The 21,610-nt window shown below is 31.0% G+C and carries 18 protein-coding genes; 12 read left to right on the forward strand and 6 right to left on the reverse strand.

Translation table 11 applies throughout. The features are described from left to right. Window positions 1–14: 14 nt before the first annotated feature. Window positions 15–389 carry a 30S ribosomal protein S12 gene (rpsL, locus tag AC0L4B_RS00365; protein ID WP_028283866.1) on the reverse strand — a complete coding sequence of 125 codons (375 nt, stop codon included), beginning with the start codon at window positions 387–389 and terminating at the stop codon, window positions 15–17. 301 nt (window positions 390–690) lie between these two features. Here rpsL and AC0L4B_RS00370 point away from each other — a divergent pair, with 301 nt between their 5' ends. The 10 genes from AC0L4B_RS00370 to rlmB all read left to right on the forward strand — a co-directional run bounded on the left by AC0L4B_RS00370 (window position 691) and on the right by rlmB (window position 15,281). Then, window positions 691–2,268, forward strand: coding sequence for a BamA/TamA family outer membrane protein (locus AC0L4B_RS00370; protein ID WP_473438070.1), 1,578 nt, complete (start codon window positions 691–693; stop codon window positions 2,266–2,268). Window positions 2,269–2,377: 109 nt separating this feature from the next. Continuing rightward, window positions 2,378–5,440, forward strand: a complete 3,063-nt coding sequence (locus AC0L4B_RS00375) for a SusC/RagA family TonB-linked outer membrane protein (RefSeq protein ID WP_473438071.1) — start codon at window positions 2,378–2,380, stop codon at window positions 5,438–5,440. A 12-nt stretch (window positions 5,441–5,452) separates the two neighbouring features. Next, entirely contained in the window at window positions 5,453–6,940 is a 1,488-nt protein-coding gene (locus AC0L4B_RS00380) for a SusD/RagB family nutrient-binding outer membrane lipoprotein (RefSeq protein WP_473438072.1), read from the forward strand. Between the two features lie 19 nt (window positions 6,941–6,959). Continuing rightward, a complete protein-coding gene (locus AC0L4B_RS00385) occupies window positions 6,960–7,859 on the forward strand; it encodes a hypothetical protein (protein WP_473438073.1) in 900 nt (299 codons plus the stop codon). Window positions 7,860–7,871: 12 nt separating this feature from the next. Next, complete coding sequence (locus tag AC0L4B_RS00390) at window positions 7,872–8,909, forward strand: hypothetical protein (RefSeq protein ID WP_473438074.1); 1,038 nt, start codon at window positions 7,872–7,874, stop codon at window positions 8,907–8,909. Between the two features lie 165 nt (window positions 8,910–9,074). Beyond that, entirely contained in the window at window positions 9,075–9,452 is a 378-nt protein-coding gene (locus tag AC0L4B_RS00395) for a carboxypeptidase-like regulatory domain-containing protein (protein ID WP_473438075.1), read from the forward strand. Further along, a complete protein-coding gene (locus tag AC0L4B_RS00400) occupies window positions 9,400–12,276 on the forward strand; it encodes a SusC/RagA family TonB-linked outer membrane protein (protein ID WP_473438076.1) in 2,877 nt (958 codons plus the stop codon). Before AC0L4B_RS00395 ends, AC0L4B_RS00400 begins: the two co-directional genes overlap by 53 nt. A gap of 3 nt (window positions 12,277–12,279) precedes the next feature. Next, window positions 12,280–13,728: a RagB/SusD family nutrient uptake outer membrane protein gene (locus tag AC0L4B_RS00405; protein ID WP_473438077.1), complete on the forward strand. Its 1,449-nt coding sequence runs from the start codon at window positions 12,280–12,282 to the stop codon at window positions 13,726–13,728. Between the two features lie 18 nt (window positions 13,729–13,746). After that, window positions 13,747–14,199 (forward strand): hypothetical protein, encoded by a 453-nt coding sequence (locus tag AC0L4B_RS00410; RefSeq protein ID WP_473438078.1) that lies wholly within the window; start codon window positions 13,747–13,749, stop codon window positions 14,197–14,199. Window positions 14,200–14,546: 347 nt separating this feature from the next. Next, a complete protein-coding gene (gene rlmB / locus AC0L4B_RS00415; RefSeq protein WP_473438079.1) occupies window positions 14,547–15,281 on the forward strand; it encodes a 23S rRNA (guanosine(2251)-2'-O)-methyltransferase RlmB in 735 nt (244 codons plus the stop codon). On the opposite strand, the gene AC0L4B_RS00420 is transcribed toward rlmB, so the two are convergent. Continuing rightward, window positions 15,276–16,043 (reverse strand): rhomboid family intramembrane serine protease, encoded by a 768-nt coding sequence (locus AC0L4B_RS00420; RefSeq protein WP_473438080.1) that lies wholly within the window; start codon window positions 16,041–16,043, stop codon window positions 15,276–15,278. The two genes, rlmB and AC0L4B_RS00420, sit on opposite strands and share 6 nt — an antisense overlap. Window positions 16,044–16,239: 196 nt before the next feature. On the opposite strand from AC0L4B_RS00420, the gene AC0L4B_RS00425 reads away from it, so the two are divergent. After that, window positions 16,240–17,517 (forward strand): replication-associated recombination protein A, encoded by a 1,278-nt coding sequence (locus AC0L4B_RS00425; protein WP_473438081.1) that lies wholly within the window; start codon window positions 16,240–16,242, stop codon window positions 17,515–17,517. On the opposite strand, the gene AC0L4B_RS00430 is transcribed toward AC0L4B_RS00425, so the two are convergent. Genes AC0L4B_RS00430 through radC form a run of 4 tightly spaced genes read right to left on the reverse strand, consistent with a single transcriptional unit; the run spans window position 17,514 to window position 20,939 of the window. Continuing rightward, window positions 17,514–18,263 (reverse strand): hypothetical protein, encoded by a 750-nt coding sequence (locus AC0L4B_RS00430; RefSeq protein WP_473438082.1) that lies wholly within the window; start codon window positions 18,261–18,263, stop codon window positions 17,514–17,516. The two genes, AC0L4B_RS00425 and AC0L4B_RS00430, sit on opposite strands and share 4 nt — an antisense overlap. Window positions 18,264–18,265: 2 nt before the next feature. Then, window positions 18,266–18,958 carry a YjjG family noncanonical pyrimidine nucleotidase gene (locus AC0L4B_RS00435; protein ID WP_473438083.1) on the reverse strand — a complete coding sequence of 231 codons (693 nt, stop codon included), beginning with the start codon at window positions 18,956–18,958 and terminating at the stop codon, window positions 18,266–18,268. Beyond that, window positions 18,942–20,240 carry a polysaccharide deacetylase family protein gene (locus AC0L4B_RS00440; protein ID WP_473438084.1) on the reverse strand — a complete coding sequence of 433 codons (1,299 nt, stop codon included), beginning with the start codon at window positions 20,238–20,240 and terminating at the stop codon, window positions 18,942–18,944. The genes AC0L4B_RS00435 and AC0L4B_RS00440 overlap by 17 nt, the downstream gene beginning before the upstream one ends. After that, window positions 20,241–20,939, reverse strand: a complete 699-nt coding sequence (gene radC, locus AC0L4B_RS00445; RefSeq protein WP_473438085.1) for a RadC family protein — start codon at window positions 20,937–20,939, stop codon at window positions 20,241–20,243. A 71-nt stretch (window positions 20,940–21,010) separates the two neighbouring features. On the opposite strand from radC, the gene AC0L4B_RS00450 reads away from it, so the two are divergent. After that, complete coding sequence (locus AC0L4B_RS00450; RefSeq protein WP_473438086.1) at window positions 21,011–21,604, forward strand: FMN-binding negative transcriptional regulator; 594 nt, start codon at window positions 21,011–21,013, stop codon at window positions 21,602–21,604. Window positions 21,605–21,610: the final 6 nt, after the last annotated feature.

Raw genomic sequence — 21,610 nt, forward strand, 5'->3', positions numbered from 1 at the left:
CTTAAGTTTTTTAATTAACTTTTAGGGCGTTTTGCACCATACTTAGATCTACGTTGTGTTCTACCTGCAACACCTGCTGTGTCTAAAGCACCACGAACGATGTGATATCTAACTCCTGGCAAATCTTTTACCCTTCCACCTCTAACCAATACTATCGAGTGCTCTTGTAAATTGTGACCTTCTCCACCGATGTATGCATTTACTTCGTTTCCGTTTGTTAAACGAACCCTTGCTACCTTACGCATTGCTGAGTTAGGTTTTTTAGGTGTCGTTGTATAAACACGAGTACACACACCACGTCTCTGAGGACACGAATCTAAAGCAGCCGATTTACTCTTCTTGGTTATTTTGGCTCTTCCTTTTCGTACTAATTGTGAAATTGTTGGCATATAATTTTAATATAATTTTATGTTACCTCTCTCTAAGAGGGGTGCAAATGTATGAATTATTATTCACAAATCAAACCTTAATTCATTAATTTTCAATAGAATTTAAAATATATTCAAAGACTAATATTAAATAATAAGTTTTTTACGTTAATTTTATCTTTCACATATACAAACACGCAAATTGTTTTTAAGAAAACTTATTTTATTACTTTATATTTTACACTCTGTAAATTCACAAAGTCAAAATATTAATTTAAAAATTGAAATCTATCCAAATACGCAATCAAAAAATATAAAAGATTTGCCGTATAACAAAAGCCACCCCGATTTCGCATCTATAAGTAGCGAAATCAAAATCTTTCAAAATCTATTAACCAAGGAAGGGTACTTAAATAATGAAGTTACTGAAATCTCAACTAAAGACTCTATTAACTATAAGTGCATCATAGCACTAAAAAACAGAATAAAATTTGTTCATATATATATATATGAACAAATCAATACCGATTCAGTATATAAAGATCTAAAACTCACAAAAAGTAAAAACAAAAAATATTATATATCCGAATACACCAAACTTGAACAAAACTTAGAACTTCAAAATAGAATAATCAACAACAAAGGTTATCCTTTTAGCGAGTTAAGCTTAATTGAAATACAAAAGAAAAATGACTCAACACTTTCTGGAAAACTTAAAATTGATACCAATGAAAAAAAACGAGTACTAAACAGAATTGTAATTAAAGGATATGAAAAATTTCCTAAATCCTACCTAAAACACTTTCTTAAAATAAAAAAGGACAAAGCCTTTAATTTAGAGGACATAAATAAAAAGACAATCAGATTGAACAATCTTAATTTCACAAAACAAATTAAAAGTCCCGAAGTCCTATTTTTAAAAGATTCTACACAACTATATATCTATCTAGAAAAAACACCTAGCAATAATTTTGATGGCTATTTAGGATTTGCTACAAATGAAAATTCTAATAAGATTGAATTTAATGGTTATTTAAATTTAAATTTAATTAACAATTTAAACTATGGAGAAAGCCTTCATCTAGAATACAAATCAGATGAAACGGAACAAAAAAACTTCAACCTCACTACCAATCTTCCCTACATTTTCAACATTCCAATAGGTATTGAAGCTTCATTAAGCATACTTAAAAGAGACTCTACCTTTATAAATACCAATCAAAAAGTTGATTGGTTCTACCAACTAAATGATAAGCACTCTATTTACACAGGTATTTCAACAACCGAATCAAGTGATTTGACAAATGAAAATACTAATTTGAATATAACAGACTATACAAATAACTTTTTTAATATAAAATACCAATACATCAAACATCAAAAGGATGACCTATTATTTCCAATACAAACTTTTGCAAAAATAGAAACAGGGTATGGCACAAGAAAATCCAACACAAACAATTTAAACCAAACATTAATTAACATAGACGCTAATCACATTTTTAATTTAAATAATAAAAATAGTATATACTTTAAAACTAGTATTAAGCTACTAAATTCTGAAGATTATTTAGAGAATGAACTTTATAGATTTGGAGGCATAAACAGCATAAGAGGTTTTACAGAAAATAGTTTAACTACCAATAAACTGTATGCACTTAATACAGAATACAGATACAGACTAAGCAATAGCATTTTTGTAAATTCCATAATTGATGCTGCAACTTTCGAAAACAATTTATCGAAACAAAAAGAAGATATATTTGGATTTGGATTTGGATTTGGAATACTAACCAAAGGAGGTTTACTAAGATTTATCTACGCAAATGGAAAGCAAAATAATGAAGTCTTCAATTTTTCCAACTCAAAAATACACTTAAGCTTAAAAACTAAATTTTAATCAACAGATTCGCATAAAAGATAGAAAAAATCAAATTTTAACCTTTTATTGTTGCTTAATTAACTTTTTATTAGGAGTTTTGGTGAGACTAATTCAAATAAATTAAAAAATGAAAACAAAATTTAGTGGAATTTTGACGTTATTTTTAACGTTTATTGTGCAACTATCGTTAGCACAAGACAAGAATGTTTCAGGGATCGTTTCTGATGAAAACGGATTGCCTCTTCCTTCGGCAACCGTCATCATTAAAGGAACATCTACAGGAACATCAACAGATTTTGATGGTAATTATTCCATCAACGCATCAACAGGTTCAGTATTAACATTTAGCTTTGTTGGCTATGGTACAAAAGACGTTACCGTAGGAAGCAATAGTAAAATAAATATTGCTCTTGAACCAGAAAATTCTCTTGACGAGGTAGTAGTAACAGTATTAGGTGTAGAAAGAAAAGCTGATCAACTTACTGCTGCAACTGAAACAGTAGATAATGAGGTTCTAACTCAAGCAACCAACCCTAACGTGGTTCAGAGTTTAGCTGGTAAAGTATCTGGACTAAAAATTAACACAACTAACAATGGTGTAAATCAATCTACTAGAATTGTTCTTAGAGGAAATAGATCACTAACTGGTAGTAATGAAGCTTTAATAGTTATAGATGGAGCAATATCATCTGCTACAACATTAGCTAATTTAGCACCTGAAATAATTGAATCTACAAATGTAATTAAAGGTGCTGGAGGTAGTGCTCTATATGGTTCTCAAGGAGCAAATGGAGTAATAATAGTAACAACTAAAAGAGGTGCTTCGAATAGCAAAATTCAAATTGACGTAAACAGTTCTATTCAATTTGAGTCAATATCTTTCTTACCTAAAAGACAAACTAAATACGGTCAAGGATGGAATGGTGGTCATGTATCTTATGAGAATGGTGGTTGGGGTCCAGAATTTGATGGATCAATACAACCAGTAGGTTTAGCTCAAGCTGACGGATCTTATGTAATGGCTGAGTACTCACCAATAGAGGACAATCTTAAAGATTTTTTTAATTCAGGAACTATCCAACAAAATGGTGTGTCAATTTCTGGAGGAGACGCATCTTCATATGCTTTATTATCAGTTAACAGACAAAACACTGAATTTGTAGTTAAAGGTGATGAATTAGGTAGAACTAATATTCTTTTTAAAGCAGGAAAAACAATCGGTAAATGGGAATTAGGAGGAAACATAAATTATGTTAACTCAAAAACTAGTACCACAACATCTTCTTTGTTTACAGAATTACTACAAACAGCTACAAATATACCTGTGGGACAATTTTCAAATCCCTCAAACCAATACCATTGGACTTCATATTATAGAAGCCCATATTGGATGAGAGAAAACATAAGAAACAATACAGAATCAGATCGTTTTAATGGTATCATTAATTTAAAATATCAAATCAACGATAACATAAACATTAGTTCTCTTTCAAGTTTAAGAACATTTAGCAGTAACTTTTTAGGTTATGTTAACGGATATACTGATAATTTAAATGTAGGAGGTGGAGATCACTCAACCGTATCTAGCTTTAGTACTAATAATCAAGAATCAAAAAACATTTATAATGATATATTTGTTAACTTTAATTACATGCTAAATGATGATTTATCTTTAAAAGCTACTCTTGGTAACAATATTCAAGATAACCTGTCTACTCTTACTAGTGTAGGAGGATCTAATTTAACAATACCAGGGTATTATAATATTGATAATGTAACTGGAACACCTACTGTATCTAACAGCTCTTTTAGAAGCAGAAGTTATGCTTTATTTGCGAGTGTAGATTTAGGCTATAAAGACTATTTATTTGCTACACTAACAGGAAGAAATGATTGGACTTCAAGGTTAGCAAAAGATAACAATTCTTTCTTTTATCCTAGTGCAGGTTTATCTTTCATACCAACAAAAGCATTTCCAAGCTTAAAAGGAAGCATACTTAATTACGCGAAAGTATCAGCCAACTATGCAAGAGTAGGGAATGATCGTGTAGGAACATACGAAACAAACAATACTTTAAATCAAGTTAGCGGTTTCCCTTATGGAGGCTTAAACTCTTTCGCATTAGACACATCAGTCGCTGATCCAAATTTAATTAACGAATTTATAACAAATAAAGAAGTTGGTATCAATTTAGCATTTTTAAAAGGAGATAGAGTAACACTTTCTGGATCATACTATATAACCAACAATACAGATTTAGTAACAGATGTAACATCGTCAACTGCTTCTGGATTAGTACAATCTACTATAAATATAGGTGAAACTGAAACTAAAGGATATGAAATAGACTTAGGTTTTACACCAATTAGAACAGACAACTTAAGATGGGACTTAAACTTTAACATAGCGTCGGATGAAACTATTGTTAAAAAGGTATCTGATAATACCAATGAAGTATCTTTAGGTAATGGAAATTCTGATGTTGGTATTTTTGCAACAGTAGGAGAAGCATTCCCTTTAATTAAAGGAACAGGATATCAAAGAGATCCAGAAGGGCGTGTATTGATAGATCCTTCAACTGGAAATCCTTTAAAAACATCAGAATTTATAAACTTAGGGGTAGCGAATCCAGATTATATCGTTGGATTAAGTACTTCTATAACATACAAAGGGTTTAGATTAGCTGGAGTTATGGATTACAGATCAGGAGGTCAATTTTGGGCTGGTACAAAAGATTGGTTATCATGGAGTGGACACTTAATAGAATCAGCAGAAAATGGTCGTAGTGGATTTATATTCCCAAATTCTGCAATAGAAACTTCTCCAGGAGTATATTCTGCTAACACTAATGTTGTAACAGGAGGAACTACTTATGCTAACTATCTAGATTATTTCTCTAATGAATATAGAGATGTATCGGAAAATTTTGTATTAGACGCATCTGCTTTTAAAGTTAGAGAACTATCATTAAGTTATAGTTTCGATCAAAAAGCGTTAGAAAACATAGGTTTTACTGCTTTAAGAATTGGTGTTAATGCAAGAAACCCTTTTGTTGTTCTTCCAAAAGAGAATAGAGGTTACGCAGACCCTGAATTTTCAAATACAACAGGAAATGCTCAAGGTTTAAGTGTTTCAGGTCAATATCCAGCAACAAGAAGTTTTGGATTGAGTGTTAATTTAACTTTTTAATAAAAAATAAAGATGAAAACAAAATATAATATATTATTACTAGTAATTTTAACAATTACGATGTCTTGCAGTAATTATTTAGACATAAACGAAAGCCCTAATAGTCCTTCTGCAGACGTGGTGACTCCTGATTTAATTCTTGCTGGAGCCTTAACATCTACATACAGAACACAGGCTAGAAGTATGAATATACTTGGAAATGTTATGATGAATAGATGGGGTGCAAATGTTAATGCATTCACAGGAGGGTTCTCTGAAGAGTTTTCGTTAGCAATAGACAATTCTTTCTATGATGATATTTATGACAATCTATATTTAACTACTTCAAATTATCAAGCTATAATAGATTACCCAGGAACTGTCTATAATAATCATAAAGCAATAGCCAAAATAATGAAAGCATACTACTTTCAATATTTAGTTGATTTATATGGTGATATCCCTTACACAGAAGCTCATAAAGGAATTGCTAACTTAACTCCAAGATACGATGATGATGAAACTATCTATAGACAATTAGCTACAGAAATAGATGAAGCTATTGAACTAATATCAAATTCTGGATCATCATTAGCTGTTGGGGGTGAAGATGTTATATACAATGGAAGCATGACTAATTGGGTTGCTTTAGCAAACACTATTAAATTAAGAATATTATTAAGACAATCTACAAAAGCATACGACCTGAATAATGATCCAGAATTAACAGCATATTTAGACACACAATTTGCGGATTTAGATGGTAGTACTTTTATCTCATCGGATGTAAAAATAAACCCTGGATATTCAAATGGTCAAGTAGCTCAACAAAACCCATTTTACTCTTTAATGTTTTCTAATGACGAAACAACTTCTGTATTTTACAACTTTTACAGAGGATCAGATTATGCAATAGAATTTTTAAAAGGTAATTCTCCTGGAGCTGTACCTGATTCAAGACTTACTGCTTTGTATGGAGAAGATGATGATGGTAATTACACAGGTCATACTCAAGGTTTTGATGGAACTCAATCGCCTGAGACTTTAAGTCCTATAGGCCCAGGCTTAGTAATAAACTCAGCTCAAGATGGATATTTAATGACGGCTGCTGAATCTTATTTTTTACAAGCTGAAGCGCAATTAAAAATGAAGATAAGCGGTAATGCACAAGCAAGTTTTCAATCAGGTATTGACGCGTCATTTGCCCTATTTGGACAAAATTCAGCAACTTACACACCTACTGCTCCAACTATTGGTTGGTCTGGAACTGATGAGGAAAAAACTGAAGCTATAATGAGACAAAAATGGGTAGCTTTAAATGGTATTAATGGTATAGAATCTTACATTGAATTTACAAGAACAGGCTATCCTTCAGATATCCCTTTAGCTACAACATCACAATCACCAACAAGGCCAAAAAGATTACTATACCCATCTTCAGAACTTACTTCAAATGCTAACAATGTTCCTTCAGTAAGTAGCACACAAGCTTTTACTACAGGACCTTTTTGGGCACAATAAAAATTAAAAAAAGAAAAAAATGAGAAATTTAAAAACATATTTTATAGCATTAATCAGCTGCAGCTTACTACAATCTTGTATTGTAGATGATGAAATAGATCAAAATGATGAATTATTTAATGGCCCATTAATAGTAGGGTTTGAATCAGATGAATCACTAGGTAATTTTGTAGAGGAACCTGGACAACAATTCGATTTTGATATACCTGTTCATTTAATTGGTGGAGCTTCAGGACAACCTTCTAGTTCAACAATTACAATGAGTTATGAAATAGGAGAATTAACAGATTTGAAAATTTCAGAAGACGAGTTGGCAGAACTAAATACTATGTTAGATATTAATAATACACCTATGGATGACTCTGATGATGTTAGAAAATATCCGATAGCTGTACCTGGCGATCATTTTGACTGGGTTGATACAACATTAGAGACTACAATACCAGCTAATTCAACTTTTGATTTAATTCCAATAAAAGTAAATAATGACGCTTTAGACAATGCTAAAACTACAATATTTGTTGTTAATTTAAAAACAGTCGTTTCTGTTGATAATGTTGTCATTGCTGAGCAGCTAGAATCAACTTTAGTAAAATTACAGCTTTGTCGAACGGATTTAGCTGGGACTTACAGTGTAGATTATGCAACACCAGCAAACCATGTTATAACACATTTAGGGTCTGGTAATTATCAGCTAGACTCAATGTTTGGATGGCCTGGATCAGGATATACATCATATTTCTATGCATGTGCTGGACAATTAATCTTTACAGAATGGCAATTTTCAAATGAAATAATACAAGGTAGTCCTGGATATGTAGATCAATCTACAGGTCAATTAGTATTTCCTGAATTTGGAATAGGAGCTACAGATGGACCAATATATTCAGGAACTACATGGACATTAACACTACAATAAAATTATAAAAAAATGAAATACATAAAAAATATATTATTATCATTTACGTTAGTAGCAATGACCTCATGTGTTAATGATGATGTTAACTATTCTACTACAGTAAAACCAATAGTCTCAAAAACTGGTCAAACAGAAACAGCTATTGTGGAAGGAGAAACAATTACGATTAGTTTAGCGACAAACAAAACTTATAAAGAAGAAATGGATTTTAAACTAGAGCTTGTTTCTGGAGGATCTAATTCTGACTATTTTGTAAGTGATGCTGATGGCGAACCGGTTGGAGCTACGAGTATTGATGATGGTTTTGGGTCAGCTGGTTATAAAATTGAATTCCCAGCATATGCAGAAACACATACATTTAATATAACTGCAACACAAGATGTGTTAAATGAAAATACTGAAAACTTAAGATTTAAGTTAACAAGTACAGATAATGGTAATGGATTACCAGAAAATGGTGTTATATATATTGATTTAGAAGTAACAAATTACGTAAATGATATGTTATCTATAACTTTAGACTGGGACAAAACAGTATCATATAATACTTTAGAGCAAAACATATTAGAAACAGATTTAGATGACGAAGTGGTAAATCACACTGAAAGTTTGTGTGGTATAGCAGATTTTGATTTTTTCTTAAGTGATTTTTCTGCTTATTCTTTTACTGCAGATTGTCCTGAAGTTGTAGATCAAGACACTGTCAATAGTGGAACGGTAGGTACATCTATATTAGCCGATGGGTCTTATAGTTTATATGTAGATTTATGGGATTATGATTTGGGTCTAGATGAAGAAATTAATGAGGTATTAGATGGTGATTTCGCATTTCCTATATCAATTCAAATATCACATATAGGAACATTCAATGCTAATTTAGATATCAATGATTTATACTTTTCGTCAAACACAGTAAGTAATACTACAAATACTACTGCTGTTAGTGGTGGTGTAGGCTCATCTGGAGAAATGCTTGTAGCTACAATAGAAGTAGTTAGTGGTTCATATAAAGTTTATGATAGATTTGGAGAATTAATTGCTTCAGAATAAAAAATCAAATATTACTTTTATTTAATAAAAAAACCTTTCAATTGAAAGGTTTTTTTTATTAATTAAAGATCTAAAAATATAATGACAGAATATAATTACAGTAATAGTTGTTTTTTTAAGATAAAATTAAGATTTTTGAAGCAGACTAATTCAAATAAAAATAAAATGAAAACAAAGTTTAGTGGAATTTTAACGCTATTTCTAGTGTTAATTGTGCAAATATCATTTGCACAAAACAAAACAATATCAGGAACTATTTCTGATGAAAATGGAATCCCCTTACCTTCTGCAACAATAGTAGTTAAAGGGACTTCAAATGGAACTTCGACCGATTTTGATGGTGGATATACGATTAATACTAATATTGGAGAAAAACTTCAATTTAGTTACGTAGGTTATTCTAATCAAGAAATAATAGTAGGTTCTGAAAACCAAATAAATGTGCAATTACTTCCTGACAATCAACTTGAAGAAGTAATTGTTACAGCTTATGGAACACAAAAAAGAAGATATAACAGGTTCTATCAAACAAATAGAAAGTAAAGAACTAACAAAAGTACAATCTGCAAATGTTGTCCAAGGTTTAGCTGGTAAAGTTGCAGGTATTCAAGTTGTACAATCTTCTGGACAACCCGGAAATGAACCAATAGTAAGATTTAGAGGGGTAGGTTCATTAGCTGCATCGTCATCACCTTTATATGTTGTTGATGGAGTACCTTTTAATGGTAATATCAATTCTATAAATGCGCAAGATATTGAAAGCACAACATTCCTAAAAGATGCAGCAGCAGCTGCTCTGTATGGTAATAGAGGTGCAAATGGTGTAATAATCATTACAACTAAAAGAGGAAAAAAGGGTCAAGTAAAAGTCTCTTTTGATAATAGAATTGGTGTCAATTCCAGATCAACAAAGGATTACAACTATACAGATAATGCCGAAGATTATTTACAAACAAGATATCTTGCTACTGTAAATAATTTCATTTTTAATGAAGGCTTGGACGCTCAAACTGCAGCTAATTTAGCAGCTCAAAATTTGATAACATCAAATAATGATTTAGGAACTGGTGTGTCAAACCCAAGTCCTATAAACTACAATCCTTACAATGTAGATGGAAGTCTTTTAATAAACCCAAATACTGGAGAATTTAATCCTAATGCACAACTTTTATATAATGAAAATTGGGATGACTATTTATTTAAAAACAACATGACTAACACATCATTTTTAAGTCTATCTGGAGGGTCAGAAAAATCAGACTATTACTTTTCTTTAGGATATGAAAACAATGATGGTTATGTAATAAATTCAGGGTTTGAAAAAATAACATCTCAAATCTCTTTAAATACAAAGGTAGCAGATTGGTTTAATGTTAGTGGTAATTTAAGATATGCTAATTCTGTTCAAAATAGTGTAGATGGAGATAATACAACAAGCTATAGTAACCCTTTAAGTTGGTCAAGAAATATAGCTCCAATATATCCAGTGTTCGCATATGATGCTTCAGGTAACCTAATAACAAACAATGGACAAGCTGAATATGATGATGGAACAGGAACAGTTGCTCCAAACACAAGACCTTATGGTTCATTACAAAATCCTGTGGCAACAGCATTGCTAGATGTATTTGAAGCTGTTAGTGATAACTTTTCAGGAAGAGCAGGAGCTAAATTTAACATAACACCTTCATTGACTCTTGATTACAACATATCAGCTGATTTAAGAAACACAAGAACCAAAACTTTAGACACTCCATTTTATGGAGACGCTGCTGTAAATCCTTTAACAGGATTAGGTGCAAATGGTCGTGTATCTGCTTCAAATACTAAACAATTAACTTTTACTCAGCAGCAATTAGTAAATTGGAGTCAAAGTTATGGAAATCACCATATAGGATTATTAGTAGGACATGAAAACTCAGATTATAATTTTGATGTAGTTACTGCTGATAAGTCTAATTTATTATTACCGACTTCTACATCCTTAGATCATGCTGCTCAATTAGATGCAGGTACAAGTTATGAAAGAGATTACAACCTTGAGGGGTATTTTTCAAGAGTAACTTATGACTACAATAATAAATACTACTTAAATGCTAGTGTAAGAAGAGATGCCTCATCAGTATTTCATCCAGATAATCAATGGGGTACATTTTTTGGAATAGGTGCTGGTTGGAGAATAAGCAAGGAAAACTTTTTATCAGAAGTTAATTGGTTAAATGAATTAAAATTAAAAGCGAGTTACGGTGAACAAGGTAACGATGCTTTATTTTATCCTGGAACAACAACTAGAAACTATTATGCATACCAAAATCAATATTCATTAGTTGAAGCAGGTGGTGATTTAGCAATAAATCAAGACTTTTTAGGAAATAAAGACGTTACTTGGGAAACAAACAAAAATTTTAATGTAGGTTTTGAAACTAGATTTTTAGATAACAGAATCAATATAGATGCTGAATACTTCAACAGAGCCGTAAGTGATATGCTATTCAACAGACCGTTACCTCCATCTTCAGGTAACCCATCATTCCCTGAAAATATTGGTGATATGGAGAATACTGGTGTGGAATTAACAATTTCTGCTGATATTGTTAGAAATAAAGATTTTAATTTTAATATGACTTTTAATGGTACACATGTTAAAAATGAAATCACGAAACTACCTACAGAATCTATCGATGCTGGAAGGTTTCAATATGAAGTTGGTAAATCTGCTTATGATTATTATTTAAGAGAATTTGCAGGAGTAAACCCAAATAATGGAGCTGCATTATTTTACAAAAATATATTAGATGATACTACTGGCCAACCTACAGGCCAAAGAGAACTGACTGAAAATTGGAGTGAAGCCGATGAATATTTCTTAGATAAAACTGCACTACCAGATGTTTATGGTGGTTTTAGTGCAAATTTTAGATATAAATCTATTGACTTAGGTGTTGATTTTTCTTACCAATTAGGAGGATATGGATATGACTCTGTATATCTAAATGGTTTTGACCCAGAAACAGGAGGTAATTACCACTTAGATGCATTGACTGAAACATGGACTCCAAGTAATACAAATGCAGCATTACCTAGAATAGATGCTTCAGAAGGAACTAATTATTATTCAGCATCATCATTATATCTAATAGATTCCTCTTATTTAAGTTTACAAAATATTAGTTTAGGTTACACTTTAGGAGGTGACATCACTAATAAACTAGGATTTGATTCTATTAGAATATATGGTTTAGTCAACAATTTAGCCTTATGGTCAAAAAGACAAGGATATGATCCAAGATTAAGTTTAACAGGATTATCAGCAAATGAATATGGAGTATTAAGTACTAAAACATTTGGTGTAACATTAAATTTTTAAAAAATGAAAAAAGAAAGAAAAATTTTATCAAGTCTAATAGCATTAATGCTTATTATGACTTCATGCTCTGACGATTATTTAGAAAACGAAAATAAAGAGCTAGTATCACAGGAGCAATTAAATTCATTAGCTGAAAGCTCTCCAGAAGCATTATTACTATTAAATGTTGGTGTATTAGATGGAACTTCAACATTTTTATCTGAATTCTCAACAAATGGAGATGGAGTACATGATGACTTTGGTCTAAATTCTATTAATCTAGGTTTAGATTTAATGTCAAATGATATGGTACAAGAAATTAGCCATTGGTTTTCTGGATATTATAATTATACAGGTAGAGAACAAACGAGTAGAATTACAGATATGGTATGGAATTTTTACTATACTGTTATAAGAAACACTAACTCTATTATAAGTCAAATACCGGAAGGAACAACAAATCCAGAATTACAAAATGTTTTAGGTCGTGCTCAAGCATTAAGAGGACTTAGTTATTTTAACTTAATAAGAGTATATGGAAATGGTGCTGATGGAGTACCACTATACAATGAATTATTAACTAACCCAACTCGTGCTGCAGAAAGTGAAATCATTAATCAAGCATTTACTGATTTAACAAGAGCCTATAATAACTTATCTGATTATACTAGAACAGATAAAACTCAAATAGACCAAAATGTAGTAGCTGGTTTACTAGCTAGATTCTATTTAGAATATGGTAATTACCCACTTGCTATTACAATGGCTGATCAAGCTAAATCTACTGTTCCATTAATGAGTACAGCTCAATTAAGTGATGGATTTGACGAAATCTCAAACCCTGAATGGATTTGGGGTGCTGATATTACATCTTTAACAACATCAACATATGCTTCATTCTTTTCACATATTGGAAATTTAAATCCTGGATATGCTGGTTTATTAGGTGTATATAAGAGTATTGACAAGAGATTATATGATGAAATATCATCAACAGACCAAAGAAAACTTTGGTTTGATGGAGCTAGCAATGGTTTATCTCAATATGCAAATACGAAGTTTATTGATGATACATTTTTTGAAGGAGATTACGTATACATGAGAGGTGCTGAAATGCATTTAATATCTGCTGAGGCTAAAGCGTTATCTGGTGATGATGAAGGGGCTAGACAAGCTTTATATGATTTAGTATCAACAAGAGATACATCGTATACATTATCTGTAAACTCAGGAGATGCTTTAATACAAGAAATTAGAACACATAGAGGTATTGAATTGTGGGGAGAAGGTTTTGCGTTTTTTGATATGAAGAGATGGGGAAATGCTTTAGATAGAGATTATCCTGATACAAATCACCCTTCATTTGGAAGATTAGATTATCCAGCGAATTCAATTAAATTTAACTTCCAATTACCAGAAGATGAAATTAATAACAATACCAGTATAAATGATGCTAATCAAAATCCATTATAATTACTTAAAAATTAAATTATGTTAAATAAATTTATAAAAATTTTCACGTTTATTTTAACCATTTCGTTCTTCACTTCTTGTGAAGAAGATAACGTGTTAGAATACGATCAAGCTGATATAATAGAAGCTTTTGGATTTGTAAGTACTGATGAAACATTTGTTGTTACGGAAGAAAATCAAACTTACACTTTAGAAGTTGGAGCGTCTAGACCGGCTAAAACTGATAGAACTTTCTCTTTGTCAATAAATGAGGAATTAACAACAGGTAATTCTAGTGATTATGATATGATTATGTCTGTTGTTGTGCCTGCAGGAAGCCTTATAGGAACAACTGATATTACTTTTATTCCAGAACAAGTAGGTTTTACAGAGGAAAAAACATTAGCTTTAGATTTAATAGCAACTGACGAAAATGTCAATGCTATATTTTCAAATCAAGTAGTATTATTAAAATACATTCAGCAGAATTAAGTATAGTTTTTGATACATATTCAGAAGAAAGTAGCTGGGAAATTACTAACTCAAACAATGAGGTTGTAAGTTCATCTGATCCATATGCGGCATCTACTGAAGTCTTAAATGCAACTGTTTACTTAGAAGATGGTACTTAAACATTTACACTTTTAGACTCATATGGAGACGGAATAGCTGAACCTGAATTTATATCATTAGATTTTGATGGACAAAACCTAGTAACAATAGGACCGTTTATTGGAAAATCTAATTCGCAAACAATTACAATAGGTAACTAAGAATAATTTCTTTTATACTTTAAAAGAGCCTGCAATTTGCAGGCTCTTTTTTTATACCTTTGTTTCATGGAAAAAACAACTCAAATTTTTGGTCTTAGAGCTATTATTGAAGCATTAAATGCAGGAGAAAATGTAGATAAAGTCTTTTTACAAAAAGGCATAAAAGGAGAACTATTTCAAGAGTTACAAGCGGTATTAAAAGATAAAAGAGTTAATTCCTCATACGTACCTGTTGAAAAACTAAACCGACTAACTAAAAATAATCATCAAGGTGCTGTTGCACAAATAGCTCCTATTAAGTTTTATGACATTGAAGAACTTTATGAAAAAGTATCTGCAAAAAATGAAACGCCTTTATTTTTGTTATTAGATCAATTAAGTGATGTTAGAAATTTTGGTGCTATAATCCGTACTGCTGAATGTACAGGTGTTGATGGCATAATCATCCAAAGTAAAGGTGCTGCTCCTGTAAATGGAGATACGATTAAAACAAGTGCTGGAGCTGTATTTAAAGTTCCGATTTGTAGAGTGGATCATATTAAAGATGCTGTATTTTTTCTTCAAGCCTCAGATATAAAAGTTATAGCTGCTACTGAAAAAACAGATAACACCATTTTTGATGTATCGTTTAAAACACCTTGCGCAATAATAATGGGTTCTGAAGGTCGTGGTATAAATCCTTCTATTTTAAAAATTGCAAACGAAAAAGCTAAATTACCTTTGTTAGGCGATATTGAATCACTAAATGTTAGTGTTGCTTGTGGTGCTTTTTTATATGAAGCTGTAAGGCAACGTTTATAAATCGTCGTTACTTTTTTGGTTTGTTTTAAAAGTGTAGTGTATTTTTAATGGTAAAGTTGAGTTTGATTCTTGTAAATCTAAATCCTCTTCCTCCTCTTCTACCCTTTCTATAAAGTATCCGTTTTCATCAAAGTGTTGTAAAAACTCATCGTCTTCTTCATTATAACCAGGTTCTTCCCAAACATAACGTTTTGGTTTTGCTATTTGCTTTCTAAAAAACAAAGCAAATAATAATCCTACTATTAAACCGCTTAAATGTCCTTCCCAAGAAATGCCCTCTTCTAGCGGAATGGTATTCCAAATCATACTACCATACAAAAAGGCTACTAATAGTGATAATGCTATTAATCTATAATGTTTAGCAAAAACACCTTTAAAAAAAATAAAACTTGCTAATACGTATATTAAACCACTAGCTCCAATATGATATGAAGATCTACCAATACACCAAGTAAAAAAACCAGACAATAAGATACCATAAACTAATACCTTAAATGCAATGGGTCTATAAAAATAAAATAATGCTGTGGTTAACACAAACAAAGGAATAGTGTTATGCCATAAATGAGAAATACCAGAATGTATAAAAGGACTACAAATCACACCTATTAAACCAGTGAGCTTTTGTGGGTAAATACCAAGGAAATTTAATGAAAAACCATACCGAATTTCGATAACAAAAATCAACCATATTACTATTACAAATGCTAATGGATAGATTAAAACGTCATTGGTGAATTTAAAAGGTTCTTGGTGTTTCATTGTTAATTAGATAGCAAATAGTTATCCATTTTTAATGTAATGTAATAATGTCAGTTGGTATGTGCGTGAGGGATGGAACGGTTTGTTTGAAATCCTTTTTGCCAAAGCAAAAAGATTGAGTAGTGAGAGCCCGACTTTTTTGTGAAGAATGAGCAAAAAAGACACGCCAAAACAAAATTTAATTTAATTTTACATTATGAATACGCCTTTAGCTGAAAGATTACGTCCAAAAACATTAGATGACTATATAAGTCAATCACATTTAGTGGGTACAAACGGAACTTTAACAACTCATATTAAACAAGGTATTATTCCTAGTATGATACTTTGGGGACCACCTGGAATAGGTAAAACGACCTTGGCTAATATTATTGCGACTACTTCTAATAGACCATTTTATACTTTAAGCGCAATTAGCTCTGGTGTAAAGGATGTACGTGAGGTAATTGATAAGGCTAAAAATAGTGGTGGTTTGTTTACTGCAAAAAATCCGATTTTATTTATTGATGAAATCCATAGATTTAGTAAATCTCAACAGGATAGTTTATTGCAAGCTGTAGAAAAGGGTTGGGTGACATTAATTGGTGCAACGACTGAAAACCCTAGTTTTGAAGTAATATCGGCATTATTGTCACGCTGTCAGGTTTATATATTGAAAGCTTTTGAAAAAACCGATTTAGAGGACCTTTTAAAACGTGCTATTCAAAAAGATGAATACTTATCACAAAAAAACATAAAACTTAAAGAAACCAGTGCTTTATTACGCTTGTCTGGTGGTGATGCTAGAAAATTATTAAATATTTTTGAGCTAATTGTAAATAGTGAAGATAAAGATCCTGTAACTATTACTGACGCAATGGTGTTAGATAAAGTACAAAATAATACTGTGCGCTATGATAAAACTGGAGAACAGCATTATGATATTATTTCGGCATTTATAAAATCCATAAGAGGTAGTGACCCAAATGCTGCTGTGTATTATTTAGCTAGAATGGTTGAAGGTGGTGAGGATGTAAAGTTTATTGCTAGACGCATGTTAATTTTGGCTAGTGAGGACATTGGTAATGCTAATCCTACTGCATTGGTAATGGCTAATACAACATTTCAAGCTGTAACAACTATTGGTTACCCTGAATCTAGAATTATTTTAAGCCAATGTGCAACTTACCTAGCTTGCTCACCAAAAAGTAATGCTGCATATATGGCTATTAACCATGCACAACAATTAGTTAAACAAACAGGTGATTTAAGTGTCCCATTAAATATAAGGAATGCACCTACAAAATTAATGAAAGACATTGGCTATGGTGAAGACTATAAATACAGCCATGATTATGATAACAATTTTGCTGCACAAGAGTTTTTACCTAAAGAGGTTAGTAATACTAAACTATACCAACCTGGTAACAATGCTAGAGAAAATGCCCAACGTGACTTTTTAAGATCACGTTGGAAAGAAAAATATGGGTATTAGAATTTAATATCTAACATTTGTTTATGTAAAACTCCGTTATCGTAATACTCTATATACCAGCTACTGTCTTTTTTGTAAATGATAGCTTCTTTACCTTCTACTATAAAAACATTTTCAAGATTGGTGTTTTTAATTCTATAGACTACTTTGGGTTGACTATCGATTAATTGAAACCCTTCTGAAGTTTTTTGAGCATAAAGCATCGTATCTTTTTCTTTTGTATCAATAATTGTTGCTTCAGCTTCTTTAATTTCTGGAACCGTTTCTTTAACTGTTTTATTTACGACAACAGGTTGAGTTTCTGCTGAAGCAGAATAATTATGCTTAAATGTCTCAAAAGTTTTAATAGTATTACGTAATGCTAAATTATAAGCTACCTTATACTCTTTGTCTCGTGACACGCCTTCTTGAGACGTGAAAACCACTTGATTTTTACAGTTTTTAAAATTAATTTTTAGCTTCGTTTTAAACATGCTATTATCTTCTGTAACATCTGCATATAATACTAAACACCCATTGTTTGCTGCATCTGTTGGTAATTGTTCAGAATCTAAAAAAACCGTGAAATTCTGTTTTTCTAATAAAAATTTGGTCAAGCCATTTAGTCTAAAATTATTAGGCTTTTTTTGACAAGAAAATTGCTCTGGCACAACTACATATTTGTAATTATTTAATTCTGATTGAGCATATAAACCCAATGAAAGATTTAATAATAAGGTTAGAGTAATTATATATTTTGTTTTCATAGTTATAAATAGTGTTTAATGTCTAATAAATTTTGTACGACTTTAATGTCCTTTGTTAGTTCTGTTTTATGATAATTAAAACAAATGGCATCTAAGCCAATGTTTAAAGCACCTTGTATATCTGCTTCATAATTATCACCAATCATGATACTGTTTGATGTTTCGGCTTTAGCCGAATTTAAAGCAAAATTAAATATTTTAGGATTCGGTTTTTTAACTCCCGCACTTTCAGAGTTTGTTATAGTCTCAAAATAATGATCCAATTTTGAAGCTTTTAATTTGTTGGTTTGCGCCTCTTTAAATCCATTTGTAATAATATGTAAAGTATATTTTGATTTTAAATAATCTAAAAGCTGAAACGTACCTTCAAACACATGATTAAAACTTGATAAGTTAGTAATATAATCGTCTGACAATTGATATATCAAATTATCCTGAACCTTAAAATTTAAAGCATCAAAAGTATCTTTAAGCCTGTGATATCTCAAATGCTCTTTGGTCACTTTTTCGTCACGATACAACTTCCAATATTGAAGATTAATAGGCTCATAAACATTTAAAAAATCTTTAATATTTGTACTTACTTTATGTTTGTTAAAAATAAATTCGAAAGTTAATGCCGAATTTTTATCAAAATCCCAAAGGGTATGATCTAAATCAAAAAAAACATGTTGAATATTATTTATTTTTTGCATCTATAATTATATTAAATAAGTTTTTAAAATGTTGCCAACGTGCATCATTACCAAAAGTATAATTATGAAACACTGGCACAAAGGTACCATTTACTTGTTTTACAGACTGTATTAATCGTTTTAAAGCTTGTTGTTTATCTAATAAAGAATGGTACTTTAAAAAGGCAAAATCTAGAGCTTGAAATGGTACTATTTTTAATGGTGTTTGAACTTCAAAATCCAAATCATAAAACAAAAAAGGTGTGCATGTGCCTGCTCTAAAACCTAAATGATTAACATAACCCATAGTATAATCTTCTGGTATTTCTAACTCTACTAAGTGACGATAAGACTCTGGTAAATTAACTTTTGAAAACGAATGTCTTGAACCTACAATTGCAGTATTAATAATACGTTCCATTCGTGCTTTTTCTTCTTTTAAAATCTCGATATTAGATAATGCAAAAAACGATGTTTTAATACCGACTTGACAATAGTCGCCAACGTGTTTAATAAGTGAAATAAATTTTTGTTTCTGAAAATTTATATTTTTATCATAGGTTGAAAAATCACCCAATAAAAAGAAAAAAACAAACTTATATCTTGAAGTTTTTTGCTTATTAATTACGTATTTGTAAGTATCATACGGATCACGTTTAAAACCCATAATAACAGAATATCTTTGGTATAAACGTTTGAATTTTAAAGTAAAAAGATCTTTAAACGTACCTCCTAAAGTACGCATTAATCCTTTTAATTTATAATCATAAGCTACTGGAATATCTATTACAGGTCTGACAGTATATTTTTGTTCTGGAAACTCAAAATCAGGATAGTTATCTTGCAAAATAGCTTTAAATTTATAAGCCCAAATATCTACAACAGGTTGGTCTAAAAATTTATTTTTAAAAGCTAAACTTTCTTGTGCTGTAAAACGTCCATAATCATCCTTTACATGTGGTAAATACTCTTCATAACGACTAATTAGATAAAACGTAGCTGCAAAAATATCAAATGGTAAGGCGCTTTTTTCTCCTGTAGGAAAAAAGCATTTAGTCTCTTCCCATGGTAATACATTTATATCCAAATCGGATAAACCTTGTTCAAAAAGCAACTCGTTTGCACGTACAAAAATCTCGTTACTTAAAGGTTGCCTTGTGTACGACATTTTTAAGCTGTCATGTGCAATAAATTCTTCTATAACGGTTGTAAAGTTTACTGGAATCCCTAAAATTCTGGTACAAATTTGTTTAAAAACATATTTGAATCTAGGTGTAATTTTATGTGTGTATACTAGTAGCATTTACAGTAGGTTTTCGTCTGCAAAGCTAAAATAAGCGTTTTCGGTAACAATTAAATGGTCTAGGACTTTTATATCTAAACTTTGTGCTGCTGTTTTAAGTTTTAAAGTCACAGCTTTATCTGCTTGACTTGGCACTAATGTACCTGATGGATGGTTGTGCGATAAAATAAGTCCCACTGCTCCAACCTCTAAAGCTGTTTTTAATACCAAACGTGTATCTACTAAAGTACCAGTAATTCCGCCTTTACTTAATTGACTTTTATGTATCACTTTATTAGAGTTGTTTAAATATATAATCCAAAATTCCTCATGAGGCAACTCTCCAATAATAGGTTGCATAAGTTCAAAAACAGATTTGCTTGAAGTAATTTTCTGTTTTTGCAAGGCTTCCTCTCCTCTACGTCGTCTTCCTAGCTCTAAGGCTGCAATAATGCTAATGGCTTTAGCTTCACCTATGCCTTTAAACTCCATTAATTGTTTGATACTAAGTTTACCTAATTCGCTTAAATTATTATCTACACTAGACAAGATCCGTTTGCATAATGATACTGCACTTTCATCTCTGTTTCCAGAACCTATTAGAATAGCAACTAATTCGGCATCACTTAAAGATGCTTTTCCTTTGTATAATAATTTTTCTCTAGGTTGATCATCTTGAGACCAATTTTTAATTGAAAATGAAGTACTTTTATCAGACATTTTATAAAACTACATATAATTTTGTAATTTTTAAATGAAATAAAACACAATAACCCTTACAACCCAATCACTTGTATCCACCTCAAAAACATCAGGATAACGACAAAAACCACTTAATCGAAGTAATAAAAACGTATCCTTTAGCTACAGTAATATCAGTAAAAGATAGCGTTCCTTTAATTACACATTTACCTTTAATTTATCGTGAGGAAGATGGAAAATTAATTGGCCATATTGATATTTACAATCCACAAACCAATCTATTAAAAGAACAAAACAAAGTTACTGTACTTTTTTCTGGTCCTGAATGTTATATCTCACCAAGTATATATACCACGACGCAATTACCGACTTGGAATTATATTAAAGTGCACTTAACAGGTACTGTAGCACAAATTGAAAATAAAGCTGATTTAAAACAGTCTTTAATAACAATGACCGAATTTTTAGAGACTCCTGACCATAAATATACTCTAGAAACAGATAACCCAAGATTAGATAAAAATTTAGAATACATCAAACTTTTTGAAATCTCTATAGATACTTGGGAAGGCAAATTTAAATTATCACAAGACAAAAAACCAAAAGATAAGGCTAATGCCAGACAAGAGCTTTTACGTGCTAATCAACAAAGTATTAAACACTTTTTAGACAAAATTTTTTAACCTACA

This window comes from Olleya sp. NP1-10, assembly GCF_055804415.1.